The organism is Marinibacterium profundimaris, from assembly GCF_002210095.1.
GTDB lineage: Bacteria > Pseudomonadota > Alphaproteobacteria > Rhodobacterales > Rhodobacteraceae > Marinibacterium > Marinibacterium profundimaris.
The window spans coordinates 41,906-56,578 of the sequence record NZ_AQQR01000024.1; the positions used below are offsets into that span (position 1 = coordinate 41,906).

At 66.8% G+C, this 14,673-nt stretch carries 14 protein-coding genes; 5 read left to right on the plus strand and 9 right to left on the minus strand.

The features are described 5' to 3' along the window. Positions 1–329: 329 nt before the first annotated feature. Positions 330–1,169: a site-specific integrase gene (locus ATO3_RS25200; RefSeq protein ID WP_088652631.1), complete on the minus strand. Its 840-nt coding sequence runs from the start codon at positions 1,167–1,169 to the stop codon at positions 330–332. A 291-nt stretch (positions 1,170–1,460) separates the two neighbouring features. On the opposite strand from ATO3_RS25200, the gene ATO3_RS25205 reads away from it, so the two are divergent. Further along, positions 1,461–2,864 carry a hypothetical protein gene (locus tag ATO3_RS25205; protein ID WP_088652632.1) on the plus strand — a complete coding sequence of 468 codons (1,404 nt, stop codon included), beginning with the start codon at positions 1,461–1,463 and terminating at the stop codon, positions 2,862–2,864. A gap of 63 nt (positions 2,865–2,927) precedes the next feature. Here the strand turns inward: ATO3_RS25205 and ATO3_RS25210 are convergent, their stop codons facing one another. Together ATO3_RS25210 and ATO3_RS25215 are read right to left on the minus strand one after the other, a co-directional pair. Further along, positions 2,928–4,592 (minus strand): sigma-54 interaction domain-containing protein, encoded by a 1,665-nt coding sequence (locus ATO3_RS25210; RefSeq protein WP_088652633.1) that lies wholly within the window; start codon positions 4,590–4,592, stop codon positions 2,928–2,930. Positions 4,593–4,878: 286 nt separating this feature from the next. After that, on the minus strand, positions 4,879–5,724 hold the full coding sequence (locus ATO3_RS25215; RefSeq protein WP_088652634.1) for a sugar phosphate isomerase/epimerase family protein: 846 nt from the start codon (positions 5,722–5,724) through the stop codon (positions 4,879–4,881). A 226-nt stretch (positions 5,725–5,950) separates the two neighbouring features. Here ATO3_RS25215 and ATO3_RS25220 point away from each other — a divergent pair, with 226 nt between their 5' ends. From ATO3_RS25220 to ATO3_RS25235, 4 genes are read left to right on the plus strand one after another with little or no spacing between them, the layout of a single operon-like run. Then, positions 5,951–6,838, plus strand: coding sequence for a sugar phosphate isomerase/epimerase family protein (locus ATO3_RS25220; RefSeq protein ID WP_088652651.1), 888 nt, complete (start codon positions 5,951–5,953; stop codon positions 6,836–6,838). A 52-nt stretch (positions 6,839–6,890) separates the two neighbouring features. Continuing rightward, positions 6,891–8,057 (plus strand): mandelate racemase/muconate lactonizing enzyme family protein, encoded by a 1,167-nt coding sequence (locus ATO3_RS25225; protein WP_088652635.1) that lies wholly within the window; start codon positions 6,891–6,893, stop codon positions 8,055–8,057. 21 nt (positions 8,058–8,078) lie between these two features. Beyond that, positions 8,079–8,774 (plus strand): FadR/GntR family transcriptional regulator, encoded by a 696-nt coding sequence (locus ATO3_RS25230; RefSeq protein ID WP_088652636.1) that lies wholly within the window; start codon positions 8,079–8,081, stop codon positions 8,772–8,774. After that, positions 8,774–9,763, plus strand: coding sequence for a 2-hydroxyacid dehydrogenase (locus ATO3_RS25235; RefSeq protein WP_088652637.1), 990 nt, complete (start codon positions 8,774–8,776; stop codon positions 9,761–9,763). Before ATO3_RS25230 ends, ATO3_RS25235 begins: the two co-directional genes overlap by 1 nt. Here the strand turns inward: ATO3_RS25235 and ATO3_RS25240 are convergent. The 6 genes from ATO3_RS25240 to ATO3_RS25265 all read right to left on the minus strand — a co-directional run bounded on the left by ATO3_RS25240 (position 9,760) and on the right by ATO3_RS25265 (position 14,594). Beyond that, entirely contained in the window at positions 9,760–10,824 is a 1,065-nt protein-coding gene (locus tag ATO3_RS25240; protein WP_088652638.1) for an ABC transporter ATP-binding protein, read from the minus strand. The genes ATO3_RS25235 and ATO3_RS25240 overlap by 4 nt on opposite strands. Next, positions 10,824–11,915 carry an ABC transporter ATP-binding protein gene (locus ATO3_RS25245; RefSeq protein WP_088652639.1) on the minus strand — a complete coding sequence of 364 codons (1,092 nt, stop codon included), beginning with the start codon at positions 11,913–11,915 and terminating at the stop codon, positions 10,824–10,826. The genes ATO3_RS25240 and ATO3_RS25245 overlap by 1 nt, the downstream gene beginning before the upstream one ends. Further along, complete coding sequence (locus ATO3_RS25250; RefSeq protein WP_088652640.1) at positions 11,915–12,127, minus strand: hypothetical protein; 213 nt, start codon at positions 12,125–12,127, stop codon at positions 11,915–11,917. The genes ATO3_RS25245 and ATO3_RS25250 overlap by 1 nt, the downstream gene beginning before the upstream one ends. Next, positions 12,124–13,086 (minus strand): carbohydrate ABC transporter permease, encoded by a 963-nt coding sequence (locus ATO3_RS25255; protein ID WP_088652641.1) that lies wholly within the window; start codon positions 13,084–13,086, stop codon positions 12,124–12,126. Before ATO3_RS25255 ends, ATO3_RS25250 begins: the two co-directional genes overlap by 4 nt. Position 13,087: 1 nt before the next feature. Further along, positions 13,088–13,990, minus strand: coding sequence for a carbohydrate ABC transporter permease (locus tag ATO3_RS25260; RefSeq protein ID WP_198963352.1), 903 nt, complete (start codon positions 13,988–13,990; stop codon positions 13,088–13,090). A 76-nt stretch (positions 13,991–14,066) separates the two neighbouring features. Further along, positions 14,067–14,594 carry an extracellular solute-binding protein gene (locus ATO3_RS25265; RefSeq protein WP_233152312.1) on the minus strand — a complete coding sequence of 176 codons (528 nt, stop codon included), beginning with the start codon at positions 14,592–14,594 and terminating at the stop codon, positions 14,067–14,069. Positions 14,595–14,673 lie beyond the last annotated feature (79 nt).

Consider the following 14,673-nt stretch of genomic DNA (forward strand, 5'->3'; position numbering starts at 1 on the left):
AAACACGGGTTGCCCATGTTTCGGCCGTTTTGCTGAAAAACTGTTCACAAAATATTTATTTAATATCAGGGTGATAGCTGCCACAGAAACGCAACGCGGCATTGCAGAATGGGCATGGCTGGGCTGTTGTGCAGCCGCAGCATCATGGCTATCTTTAGTTCCAGTGATCGGTTCTCCTCCTCCTCCCTTGAACCGGTCATTCTGATATGGCGGCATCCACTCCTCCCGGATGCCGCCTTTTCTTTTTCCGACATGCCCCCTGCCCCCTTGGCCGCCCCATGGCGCTGCCCCGTGACCCTGAGCGACATGAAAAGCGGTGACGATACCGATCAGGCCGCGCTGTCCGACCGGGGGCGCAGGGACCGGGCCGAAAACAGCGCCAGACGCTCGGCTTCGGGCAGATCTGCGCGCAGCCCGGCGGCCAGGACCGTCTGTTTCACCAACCGCGCCACATGCCTGTCGTTCAGCCGCTGCGGCTGCGCGCGCTGACCGTCGCGGGAGACCCGGGTAAAGATCGGCCCCTCGGTGATCCCTGCGTGCTTCAGCCAGTGTTCCAGCGCATGGACGGCACACTGTCCGGGTCTGGCGTTGCGCGCCACGTGAACCGGCAGCGGCCCGGTCCGGCGCGCCACGACAATGCGCGCCCCGCCGGCGTGCAGGGACAGGCGCCCGGGTGCGGCGGGGGTCGTGTCCGGCCAAAGGTCCAGCCCGACAAGCTCGGCCCGGTTCAGCCCGGCAGCATGGCCCAGCAGCAGAATCGCCCGGTCGCGCAGCCCGCGCAGGTCGCGGGGCAGGGTGTTGGCCATGGCGCGGATCTCGGCGCCGCTGACCGGGTCCTTCCGCCGGGGGCGCAGCGGCGCCTGCCGGAGACGGTTCAGCGCCTCGGCGATCGGGCCGGTCCTGCGGTTCAGCTCCATCCCGCGCCGGCGGTACTGCCAGCCAAGGCCGGAGAGACGGCGTTCGATGCTGGCCCGCGACAGCGCAGGCGTTTCGCCGGATGGCCTGGCGAGTGCGGCGATGTACTCCGCGATCAGCTCCGGCGCGGGGGGAAGCGGCCGGGCCCCGCGCAGGTGGCACCAGCGGGTGAACTGGGCCCAGTCGGCCTCATAGGCCCGCCGGGTGGCGTCGGCCGGTGGCCGGGCCGATGTCGGATCGAAGCGCCTGTCCATGCGCCGGAGCATAGGCCGGAGGGCGCGAAAGGCAATATTATCGGACACGAACAGCAATGCCTGTCGCCTGAATCGAAGGCGGAAGCACGCCCGCCCCCCTCATCGACCCCGAGGCGATCAAGCGGCTGCCACGACTCCCCGGGGCGCGTGCCATGCCGCCCGGCACAGCGGCAGAGGCGACCGTCATTTTCGCCCTGGCCACCACGCGACATGTAACCGGCGTGACATTTCTGCCCGAGGATGCCTATACACCCGGGGGAGGGACAGAAAAGGCACAGGCGGATCAGGCGGATGACTGGCACGGATACGGCGCGGGACACCTTGTGGAACGCGGCCTATGGCTGCACGATCATCCTGCTGATCCTGCTTCAGTCCCTGATGGAATGGACCGGCCTGACCTGGCCCGAAGCGCCCGCGGCCCTGGTCCTGCTGGTGGTCGTGGCCTTCCTGGTGCGGGCCGCGTCGCCTGTCGGGCGGGCCTTCCTTGCTGTCTCGGCGGCGCTGACGATCGGGCTGATCCTGACGCGGCCGGACTGGGGCGCGATCGTCTGGCCCGCGCTGGTCCGGACCGGGTTCCTCGCTGCCTTCTTCTGTTCGCTGTCGCTGCTGCGGAACGTCGCGCAAAGCTCTCCGGCGATGGCGACCGCCGGCACCTATCTGGCGAGCCAGCCGCCGGGGCGACGCTATCTGGCGCTGACCACCGGGGCGCATGCCTTCGCGCTGGTGCTGAACTACGGGGCGATCCAGCTTTTGGGCACGCTGTCGCTGACCAGCGCGCGGACCGAGCCGGACGACTACATCCGCAACACCCGCATCCGCCGGATGCTTCTGGCGGTGCATCGCGGCTTCGTGTCGTCGCTGTCGTGGTCGCCGCTGGCCTTTTCCATCGTCGTCATCGTCTCGGTCATTCCCGGCACCAGCTGGTCGGGCATCGTCGGGCCGGGGCTGGTGATCGGGGTCATGCTGCTGGGCACCGGCTGGGCCATGGACACGATCTTCAAGCCGCGCCCCTCGGGCCGCAAGCCTGCCGTGCAGGACCCGGGCCACTGGACCGCGCTGTTGCCGCTGGGCGGTCTGATGCTGCTGATGCTGGCCACGATCCTGCTGGTCGAAGAGACCCTGCATGTCCGCGTCATCGGCATCGTGCTGGTCGCGGTGCCGGTGATCTCGATGATCTGGCTGGCGATCCAGTTGGGAGATTCAAAGGCCTGGGCCGCGCGGATGAAGGCCTATGTGGTGGACGAATTGCCCGGCTTCCGGCGCGAGGTGCTGCTGATCGCCTCGGCCTCCTATATCGGGATCACCGGATCGGCCCTGGCCCTGCCCTGGATGGAGGCCTCGGGGTTCGACCTGGGCATGGTGCCGACCTGGCTGCTGTTGCTGGCGCTGCTCTGGATCGTTCCGGCGCTTGGACAGATCGGGGCGAACCCGATCCTGTCGGTCTCGCTGATCGGCCCGCTTCTGCCGCCGGCCGCGCAGCTGGGGGTGACGCCGACGGCACTGGCCAATCCGCTGCTCTGCGGCTGGCTGCTGACCGGGCTGACCTCCCCTTTCACGGCCGTGACGCTGCTGATCGCGCGCTTCGGCGGGATCAGCCCGTTGCAGGTCGCGTGGGACTGGAACCGCGCATATTTCATCGCGATCGTGGCGCTGCTGTCGGGCTGGACGCTGGTCTATGCCTATGTCCTGACCTGAGGTCGCCGCCCGCCCCTTGCCCCGGGCCCCGTTGCGGGACGCCGGGACACCAGGGCGGCGGCGTCAGTTGATCATGTCGAGCTTCTTGTAGAGGTAGGAGCGCGACACGCCCAGATGCTCGGCCGCCTTCTTCTTGTTGCCCTTGAAGCGGATGATCGCGTCGCTGATCAGCCGGTTTTCGAGCTCTTCCAGCGATTCCTTCAGCTTCGTGTGCTTCAGCGGGGACGAGGCCGGCAGGCTTGACGCCTTGATCGCGGCAACCGGCGGTCCGCCCGGGCCGGGGCAGCCGTCGCGCTGGAAATCCGCGACCGTCAGGCGCCCGTCTTCGGCAAACATCATGGCGCGTTCGACCGCGGCGCGCAGCTGGCGCACGTTGCCGGGCCAGGATTTCTCCATCAGGTATTCCTGCACGCTGACGTCGATCTCGGGCGGGGGGCGGTTGCACTGCCGCGCCAGATCGGCGGCGAAATGCTGCAGCAGAAGGGGGATGTCTCCGATCCGCTCCGCAAGCGTCGGCATCGCGATCACCACGGGGCTGATCCGGCAGAACAGGTCCAGCCGGAACCTGTCCTGCTCAATGAAGGTATCAAGATCGCGGGTCGTCGCGCTGATAAGGCGGACATCGACGCGCCTGAACGTCTCGCCTCCGACGCGTTCGACCAAGCGGTCCTGCAGCACCCGCAACAGCTTCGACTGCACCTCCATCGGCATGTCGCCGATCTCGTCGAGGTAGATCGTGCCGCGGTCGGCCAGCTCCAGCTTGCCCGCCTTGCCCTTGCAATCGCCGGCAAAGGAGCCCGGCTGGTATCCGAAAAGCTCGCTTTCCAAAAGCGCCCCGGGCAGTCCCTTCGCGTTCGCCGTCACCAGCCGCGCGTTGTGGCGCGAAGACTGCATGTGCAGCGCCTGCGCCACCAGCTCCTTGCCGGTGCCGTCTGCGCCCTGGATCAGGACGGGGATGTCCAGCGGCGCGATCTTGCGGATCTGGTCCTTGAGCGCGCGGATCGCAAAGCTTTCGCCGACGATCGCGTCCAGGAACGTCTCGGGCCCGGTCATCCCCACGGCCCTGGACCTGTAGCTGGCGATTTCCTCTTCCAGCGTGTTGATGCGCCGCGCCATCGCCTCCAGCTGCGGCGGGCCCTTGCACATGAGGCGCCCGATGGCGCCGACGATCCTGCCGTCGTGCTGGATCGGGTGACGCGACACGACGCGGTCGCGGCCGCCCAACCGGTGGATCTGGCCGATCTCGGCCACGCCGGTGCGCAGCACGTGGTGCAGGCGCGATTCCTCGAACACCTCGCGCACGTCCCTGCCCACGATCTCGCCCGGACGCAGGCCAAGCGATCTTTCATGTTCAGGCGACAGATAGACCAGCCGTCCCTCGGCATCGACGACGGCCATCGCGTCATAGGGATCGGACAGCACGTGGTTCAGGATCTCGTAGGTGAAATCCACGCTCATGACGAAATCCAGCGCAGTGTCGGACGGCGGCGCCGACAGCAGCAAGAGACAGCCATCTTCCAGCTTCGTCACCAGGCCCAGGTACCGGCGGTCGCTCAGCAGGATCGGCACCAGCCGCCGCTCCAGCGCGCCCGCCAGCCAATCACTGTCGCCGATCATCGCCCTGACGCGCGGGTCGGATCCCGCGCCAAGCGCGATCCGGATCCCGCCGGCGGTGTCCGTGATGATGACGCCGCTGACCCCGGTGGCGGCTTCCTTCGCTTCAGGCATGTCCCCTCCTGCTTCTGCGGACGACGGCGGCTTGGTCGATCTCCCGTTCGACCACGGCTCGGACTGCGCCGAAGTGACCGCAGGTGCTTCACTCCCGCCATCACTCTGTTCGGCAAAAGCACAAAGTCAACCGGATCAGGCCTTTTCATTCGACACTGCGTGCCCGTGCTCAAGGAAAAAGCGCCCCGGTTCCGGTGGGGCCTTGCGCCGGCCGGTCCGGTCCGTGCCGGCGTTCCGGACCGCCCGGTCGCCCCATGCCGGCCGTCTCCCCGGCGGGGTCCCTGCCCTACCCGTCCAGCGCCTCGCGGATATGCGCATAGCCCTCGCGATAGACGGCCTCCGGGCTCTCGGCGAAGTCGCGCCAGACCCGGGTCGCGGCCGCCAGCTCCGGCAGGCCCCGGCCGAAGGCCTCGATCGTCAGCCAGTCGTCATAGCCGATTTCGCGGATTGCCGCGAAGGTCTCGGCCCAGGGGATATTGCCCCGTCCGGGCACGCCCCGGTCATTTTCCGACATGTGGATATGGACGACATCGCCGGAATGCCGCGTCAGCGCGCCGATCGGGTCGGTCTCCTCTATATTGGCGTGAAACGTGTCGTACATCGCCCGGATGTTGGGGTGATCCACCCGCGCCAGCAGGGCCGACAGGTCCGCCATGGTGTTGACCAGGTAGCATTCGAACCGGTTCAGAGCCTCCAGCCCGACCGTCACGCCGACAGAGGCGGCGTGTTCGCCGATGCGCTGCTGGCTGTCCACCGCACGCGCGATCTCGTCCTCCGTCGGCCCCGTTCCCGAAAACTGGCCCAGCACCGAATGCAACGGGCCCGACACCGTCCGCGCGCCAAGAGCCGCGGTGCAGTCCAGAACCCATCTCATCCGCTCGACCCCCGCCTCGCGCAGCGCCCGGTCGGGCGAGATCAGGTCATGCGCCGGATCGCCAAGCGCCGACACCGCCGTGCGGTCAAGCCCCAGACCGTCCAGCATCCGACCGATCCGGGCATATTCATCGGGGCCGCCGTCAAAGACGGGAATCTCGACCCCGTCGAACCCCGTCTCGCAGATATCCGCCAGCAGCGGTTCGTGCTCCGGCCCGATCCGTGTCGTCCAGAGAAACATGCACATGCCGATCTTCATTCACCGCTCCCTGTCCCTCCATCTGGTATTACCAAAAATGCCGACACTCAAGCAACGAAAACCGCAGATGTCCGCCGCGAACCCCACATCGACGGCGGAAAAGAAAGCCGTGGCGACGATGAAGGCAAAGAGCTGTCTCTTGACCGCCCCCCGAAGAATACGCAATCTGGTCCAACCAGAACAGGATGCCGGGGTGTGCAGCCCGCGCATCGACAGGGAGGACAGCATGCACCTTTCAACCCACAACTGGATGCGCGCCGAACCGCTTGAGACCACCGTCCGGCGGATCAGGCAGTTCGGCTACGAGTCGATCGAGATTTCCGGCGAGCCCGACCAGTACGACGTGACCGAGACACGCGCCCTGCTCAAGGACACCGGCATGCGGTGCTGGGGGGCTGTGACACTGACGCTGGGCGAACGCAACCTCGCGGCCAAGGACGAAGGACAGCGCGCGCGCTCGGTCGATTACGTCAAGTCCGTCATCACCATGGTCTCCGAACTGGACGGCCAGGTCGTGACCCTGGTGCCCGCCACCGTCGGCAAGGTCGTGCCCGATGCCACGCCCGAAGAGGAATGGGCCTGGGTCGTCGAGGCGACGAAGGAATGTTTTGCCCATGCCCAGGCGAAGGGCGTGAAGATCGCGATCGAGCCGCTGAACCGGTTCGAAACCTACCTGTTCAACCGCTGCGCCCAGGCCCTGGCGCTGGCCGACGCGGTCAGCCCCGAATGCGGGGTCTGCCTGGATGCCTATCACCTCAACATGGAGGAATCCGACATCTACGCCGCGATCCGCCTGGCCGGAGACCGGCTGTTCGATTTCCACGTCGCCGACAACAACCGCTTTGCCGCCGGGCTGGGCCACCTGGACTGGCCCAAGATCGTCGGCACGCTGAAGGAGATCGGCTATGACGGTGCGCTGACCAACGAATTCGTGGCTCCCGTCGACCGGACGCCCGCCGCCATCTATCCCGACATGGTCGAAACCGATCCGGTCGACATCTCGCCCGAGCAGCTTCAGTTCATCCAGGACCACGGCTCGTCCCTGCTGACCGAGAAATTCTACGCCGATCAGATGCGGATCACGGCCGAAACGCTTCTGCCGCTGATGAAGTGAAACCGCGCGGGCGGCCCCCTGCCGCCGCCCGCCGCCCAAAAGGACGCGACAGATGCGGATAAAGTCAGTCGAGGCGCGGTGGGTGCAGATCCCCATCGCGCAAGAGCAGCAGCATGTCAGCGATTTCGGCCGGCTCAGGACCTTCGACGCCGCCATCCTGCGGATCGAGACCGAAGATGGCCTTGTCGGCTGGGGCGAAGGCAAGAACGCCGCCGGAAGCGCCGGGCAGTACGCGGCTCTCGTCCACCTTCTGAACGCCGAATTCGGTCCGCGCCTGATCGGGCAGGATGCCGCCGCCATCACCCCGATCTGGGAACGCCTTTACAACGGTGTGCGCCACCAGGGCGCCGCCGCGCGCGGCCACACGATGCCCGAGCTCGCGCGCCGGGGCCTGAGCGTGGCCGCGATCAGCGCCATCGACATCGCGCTGTGGGATCTGCGGGGCAAGGCCCTGGGCGAACCGGTCTGGTCCCTTCTGGGCGGGCGCTCGGCCGAGCGCCTGCCGGCCTATGCCTCGGGCGGCTGGGCCGATGCCGGAGCCATCGGCGATCAGCTGAAATCCTATGTCGACGCCGGCGGCTTCGGCGCGGTCAAGATGCGCGTGGGGTCCATGGACGGCGCGCCGCATGCCTCGGCCGACCGGGTCCGGGCCGCCCGCGCCGCGCTGGGTCCGGGGATCGACCTGATGGTCGACGCCCACGGCACCTATACCGTGGCCGACGCCAAGCGCTTTGCCGCGATGGTCGCCGATTGCGACCTCGCCTGGTTCGAAGAGCCGGTCACCGCCGACGACCGGGCCGGGCTGATCGAATTCCGCGCCGCCACCCACATTCCCGTGGCGCTTGGCGAAAGCGAGGCGACGCGGTTCGATTTCGCCGACCTTGCCGCGCGGCGCGCCGCGGACGTCCTGCAGCCGGATCCGGCCTTCTGCGGCGGCATCACCGAGACGATGCGCATCGGCACCATCGCCTCGGCCTTCAACCTGCGGCTGGCGCCGCATCTCTGGGCCGGCGCGCCCGCGTTCTTTGCCGGGCTTCACGTGATCGCCGCCGCCCCCGCCGGCGCCATCGTCGAATTTTCGCTGGGCGCCAATCCGATGATCCACGATCTGTCGCGCGCGCCGGTCCGGGTCACCGACGGCACCATCGCCGTCCCCGATGCGCCGGGGCTGGGGCTGGAGATCGACGAGGACATCATTGCCCGCTACACGAAGCGCTGACCCCACGGTAAGGACCGGCCCATGCAGGAACACGAGCTTCTCCCCGCGATCACCGCGCATGTGCTGAGCACCGCGCGCGCCAACAACGGCAAGGCCCCGTCCGAACGTCACCTGGCCGAACATTTCTCGGTCAGTCGCGGGCAGGTGCGCGAGGCGCTCGCGATCCTGGAATCGATGCAGGTGATCGAACGGCGCGCCAAGTCGGGCATCTATCTGGCCGAGGGTCACACCGGCATCGCCGCCATGGCCTTCTTTGCCCGGGCGGGCCTGCCGCTGGAAAACCGGCAGATCTACGAGGCGGTCGAGGTGCGCAAGATCCACGAGATCAAGGCCGCCGAGCTTGCCGCCGAACGCGCCACCGAAGAGAACTTTGCCCGGCTGGCCGACATCCTGGAGCGGTCCGAAGAGCGGCTGGCCCGGGGCATGGGGCTCGACAGCCTGGACCAGGAGTTTCACCTTGAAATCGTGCGCGCGACGCAGAACAGCGTGTTCCTGGGCATCTGCACCGCCTTCTACGAGGTCGGCGCGACGCGGCTGCAGCTGTATTTCCGCGATCCCGACCGGAACCGCAAATCCCACGAGGAGCACCGCCAGATCCACGATGCGCTGGTGGCCCGCGATCCGGCCCTTTCCGCCGCGCTCATGGTCTCGCACCTGCGCGGCGCGATGAGCTACTGGACGGAACTTCTGGAACCCGACGCCGACAGGTCCGCGTGATGGCGCTGTCGATCTTCTCCACCCATCCGCTGCATTCGCAAGTCACCGAGGCGCTCGCCGCCATCGGCCGCTATCGCGTGGCCAGCGCCCCCGTGGCCGAGGCGATCGCGGAGGAAAGCGCAGGGGCGGATGTCATCGTCGTGCGCGCGCCGATCCCGCCCAGGGTGATCGGGCGCCTGCCGGGTCTGCGGGCGCTGGTGCGGCACGGGGCCGGGCTCGACATGATCCCGATGGACGTGGCGACACGGGCCGGTGTGCTGGTGGCCAACGTGCCCGGCGCCAATGCGGTGACCGTGGCCGAACATGCGATCTGGTCGGCGCTGGCCCTGCTGCGCCGGTATCCGCAGGTGAACGGCGATCTGCGCGCGCAGGGCTGGGCGGCCGGCCGCGCGCATTCGGACGCGGGGCGCGAGGTCACCGGGCGGACAATCGGCATTCTCGGCATGGGCAACGTCGGGCAGGCGCTGGCGCGGATCGCCTCGGGCGGGTTCGGCATGTCCGTGCTTTGCCATACCCGCAGCCCCGGGCGCGTGCCGGACGGGATGACCGCCGCCGCGCTGGACGACATGCTGGAAGGCTCGGACATCGTCGCGCTGTGCTGCCCGCTGACGGAGGCCACGCGCGGCCTGATCGGCGAAGCGGCCCTGGCCCGGATGCGGCCGGGCGCCGTTCTGGTCAACGTCGCGCGCGGCCCGGTGGTGGACGAGGCGGCGCTGATCGGGGCGCTGCGATCGGGCCATCTGGCCGGCGCGGCGCTGGATGTCTTCGACACCCAGCCGCTGCCCCCGGATCATCCGCTGATGGCGCTGCCCAACGTGATCCTGACGCCGCACATGGCGGGCATCACCGAAGAAAGCATGTTGCGCATGGGCCAGGGCGTCGTCGATGCGATCCGCTGCATCGACGCCGGCACGCTGCCCGGCACGCTGGTCAATCCCGACGCCGTGCCGCTTTATCGCCAGCGGTTCGGCCTGCCGGGGCCGGCCTAGGCAAAGGCCAGGTTCCGCCCCGTCTCGCGGTCGAAGGTCAGCACCTTGTCGGGCTTCCAGCCAAAGCGCACCGTTTCGTCGCGCGTCACGCGGGTGCCCGCTGGCACCGTCGCATGCAGCCGCGTCTCGCCGAAGTCGAGCGACAGGATCTTGATGACCCCCTGGTCCTCGATGTCGAACACCCGCGCCTGCGCCGGGGCGCCCTGCTCCAGCACCACCGCCTCGGGCCGGACACCGAAGGTCAGCGGACCGGTGCCGCCCGCCATGCCGGAGGCGACCGGCAGGCGCGCCCCGTTCAGATCGGCGGCGGTTCCCGACAGGGTGCCTTCGATCAGGTTCATCGGCGGCGAGCCCACGGACCGCGCAACGAAAGTGTTCCGGGGGCGTTCGTAGATGTCCGAAGGCGTGCCGACCTGCACCAGCCGCCCCGAGCGCAGCACGCCGATCTTGTCGCCCATCGACATCGCCTCGACCTGGTCGTGGGTCACGTACAGGAACGTCGCGCCCAGATCGTTGTGCAGCGCCTTCAGCTCGACCCGCAGCGATTCCCGCAGCTTGGCATCCAGCGCCGACAGCGGCTCGTCCATCAGAAAGACCTGCGGTTCGCGCACGATGGCCCGGCCAATCGACACGCGCTGCATCTCGCCGCCCGACAGCCGTTCGACCTTGCGGTCCAGCAGGTGGGTGATCTGCAGCGTCCGCGCCGCCCGGTCGACGCGCTGCGCGATCATCTCCTCGCTCATGCGCCGCACCTTCGGACGCAGCGGAAATTCAAGGTTCCCCCGCACGGTCAGCCGCGGGTAAAGCGAATATTGCTGCAGCACCAGCGCCACGTCGCGCTCGGCCGCGGTCCAGCCGCCCACGTCCAGACCGTCGATCAGCACGCTGCCTTCGTCCAGCTTTTCCAGCCCGGCAATGGCGCGCAAAGCCGTGGTCTTGCCCGCCCCGGTGCGGCCCAGCAGGACAAAGAATTCGCCATCCTCCACCGTCAGGCTCAGGTCCTTCAGCGCGCGGGTGCCCCCGAAGCGCTTGGTGGCGTTCTTCAGCTCGACACGTGCCATCAGCCGGCCCTCCTCATGGATTGACCCGTCGCCGCATCGAAGAAATGCGCCCGCTCGGGGTCAAGCGACACCCAGACCTTTTCGCCCTCGCCGCGCGCAAAGCCCGACTCGCAGCGCGCCCGAAGCGTTTCCCCGCCGATCCGGACATCGACGATGTCATGGCTGCCCAGCGGTTCCACGTTGGTGGTTTCCGTCTCGATCCCGCCCTGCCCCGGCTCGCGGGTCAGCAGGACCGCCTCGGGGCGGATGCCCAGCTTGGTGGCCGCGCCGTTCAGATGCGCAACCGCGCCGCCCGGCACCCGGAACCCTTCGGCCCGGCCGATCCGCAACAGCGCATCGGTGCCGGCGCCCTCGACCGCGACATCCGCAACATTCATCACCGGAGAGCCCACGAACTGCGCCACGAACAGGTTCGCGGGATGCAGATAGACCTCGTCCGGGGCGCCGACCTGCTGCAGCACGCCGTTATGCATCACCACGATCCGGTCGGCCAGCGACATCGCCTCCACCTGGTCGTGGGTCACGTAGACCGAGGTGGAGTTGCGCGCGATATGCAGGCGCTTGATCTCGGCGCGCATCTGTTCGCGCAGCTTGGCGTCCAGCGCGCCGATGGGTTCGTCCATCAGCAGCGCCTTGGGCCGGCGCACCAGCGCCCGCCCGATCGCCACGCGCTGCATGTCGCCGCCCGACAGCGCCGAGGGCCGCCGCGACAACAGCCGCTCGATCCCCAGGAACCGCGCGACCTCCTTCACCTCGGACTCGCGTTCGGCGCGCGAACTGCTGACGGCGCGCAGCGGAAAGGCGATGTTCTCCTCGACCGTCATATGCGGATACAGCGAAAACGACTGGAACACGAAGGCGATATCTCGGTCCCCGGCCTTCAGGTCCTGCACCTCGCGCCCGTCGATGGTGATGGTGCCCGACGACACCGTCTCAAGCCCCGCGATGGCGCGCAGCGTCGTCGTCTTGCCACAGCCGGACTGGCCCAGCATCACCACGAATTCGCCATCCTCGATCGTCAGGTTGACGTCCTTGAGCACCTGCACGGAGCCAAAGAACTTCTGCACGTTTGCCAGTTCGATCCGCGCCATCAGATCAGCTCTTCCTCTTCTTCTTCCTCGGCCTCGGGTTCGGGCGGGATGTGCGAGGTCACGAGAAAGGCGATCAGCCCGACGATGGTGATGGTCACCCCGTAGCGATGCAGCGGCTCGATCCAGGGCTGGCACAGCGCGATCAGCCCGAAGATCATCAGGCACTGGGCCGCGGGTTCGTAATACTTCTGGTTCTTTTCACGAAAGGTCATTTGCGGATCGCTCCGAAGGACATGCCCCTCAGCAGGTGGTTGCGCAGAAGGAAGGTGAAGATGGCGACCGGCAGCAGGAACAGGAAGGCGCCGGCGGCGATCACGCTCCAGTCCGGCAGGCCGGATCCGACCTGGCTGGGGATATAGGGCGGCGCCGTCTGGGCGTTGCGGTTGGTCATCATCAGCGCGAAGGCGTATTCGTTCCAGGCGATGATGAAACAGAACACCGCCGTGGCCGCGATGCCGGTCAGCGCCTCGGGCAGGACGATCTTCCAGAAGGCCTGCAGGCGGGTATAGCCGTCGACCAGCGCCGCCTCTTCGTATTCGCGGGGGATCTCGTCGATGAACCCCTTCATGATCCAGACCGAAAACGACAGGTTGAACGCCGTGTAAAGGATGATCAGCCCCAGATGCGTGTCATGCAGGCCCACGGTCCGGTACATCAGGAACATCGGGATCGCCACGACCACGGGCGGCAGCATCCGGGTGCTGAGGATGAAGAACAGCCAGTCGTTCTCGCCCTTCACCTTGAACCTGGAAAACCCGTAGGCCGTCAGCGTGCCCATCGACACCGCCAGGAAGGTCGAGATGATCGAGACGATCAGCGAGTTCTTGTAGCGGTCCCAGTAGCCCGAGGGCGTGATCTCGCCGCTGCGACGGTTGCGCACGACGCTTTCGCCGTCGTCATAGATCAGCTGCTCCCACCAGGGCGCGGCGTCATAGGTTTCCTGGTCCACCGGCTCGCGCATCTGGCTGCGGCGGACGAAGAGCTTGGCGAAGGGCGTCAGCGTCGGTTCGAAGAACACGGTCGGCGGCACGGTGGTCGCCAGGCTGCGGGGTTTGAATGCGGTGGAGGCGATCCAGTAGATCGGCGTCAGCATCACGATCAGCGCCACGAAGACGGCGGCGATCGCGGCCCGGTTCATCACGACTTCACGGGTTGTCTTGACCTCGGCCATATCAGCGCGCCTTCGCCCGGTTGAGGTATTTCACGTAGATGTTGGTGATGGCGACCACCATGATCAGCACGATGTAGGCAAAGGCCGAACTCATGCCGGTCTGCCATTCCAGGAACGCCATCTTGTAAAGCCGGATCGCGATCAGCTCGGTCGTGGGCTGCGACGACAGGATGTAGGCGTGATCGAAGGTCTTGAAAGCTTCCATCGTGCGGAAGATGATCGCGATCATCAGGATCGGCGCCACCAGCGGCAGCGTGATCCTGAAAAAGGTATAAAGCGAACTTGCCCGGTCGATCTCCGCCGCCTCGTAAAGGTGTTTCGGCACGGCCGAAAGCCCGGCCAGCGACAGCAGCATGACAAAGGGCGACCACATCCAGATATCGACGATGGCGACGGCGTAAAGCGCCACCTGCGGATCGGCCAGCCATTCGAATTTTCCCAGCCCCAGGAAGTAGTTGATGATCCCGAAGGACGGATCGTACAGCAGTTTCCAGAACAGGCCGACAACGGCCATGGACAGCATCATCGGCAGCAGCAGCAGCGTGGTGATCAGCCCTTTCATGGGGATCTGCCGGTTCAGCAGCATGGCCAGGCCAAAGCCCACGACCACCTGCCCCGAAACCGAGATCAGCACGTATTTCGCGGTGATGGTGAAATTGCGCCAGATGAATTCGTCGCTCAGAAGCTCGCGGTAATTCTCCAGCCCGATCCAGTTCGCCGGCGCCGTGGTCGATGCGCGGAAATCCGTGAAAGAGGTCCACAGCGAATAGAGCAGCGGAAAGACATTGAAGATGATGAGAAAGGCGATCGTCGGAATGATGAACAGATTCCGGATCGTCAGGTCGGACAGCCCGCGCGCGGCGGCGCGGGTATCCGGCTCTAGCCTGGTCATAACGTTGGCCACGTGGGTCGTCCTGCCTGTGAGATGTCTGGGCAGAGGCACGGCGGGCGCACCTCTGCCGGTTCCGGTGCCGTGCCGATCAGTTCAGGCGGCCGTATTTCTCGAAGGTCTCGACCCAGTCGTTGGCCAGCGCATCCAGCGCCTCCTTCGCGGTGCCCTCGTCGCCCACGACAAAGGGATACAGCCGCTGGTTGGCCGAGGTCAGCAGTTCCGCGAATTCCGGCACCGCCCAGAAGTCCTTTACCCGGAACATGGTCTGGTAGAAGGCTTCGTTATAGGGCGTGGCGTTGCGGAATTCCTCGCTTTCCAGCGTCGCGGCATGGGCGGTATAGCCGCCCAGCTCGGCCCAGCGTTTCTGAACCTCGGGCTGGATGAACCATTCCAGGAAGGCATAGGCCTCGTCGATGTTCTCGGAATAGGAGACGATGGAAATCCCCTGCCCGCCAAGCGCCGCATGCTGGTCGCCGTCCGGGCCGGCCGGGTTGGCAAAGAACCCCGTGTTCGCGGCATGCGGGTTCGTGGCCGGGTTCAGCAGCGCGGGGAAGAAGGCGAAGTAGTTCATCGACATCGCCGCCAGGCCCTCGGTGATCGCCTGGTTGTTTTCCACGAAGAAGGTCTTGGACCAGCCCGGCGGCGTGTAGCCGTAGAGCGTTCTCTGATTGCGGCCTTGTCAAGCGTGGGAAGTT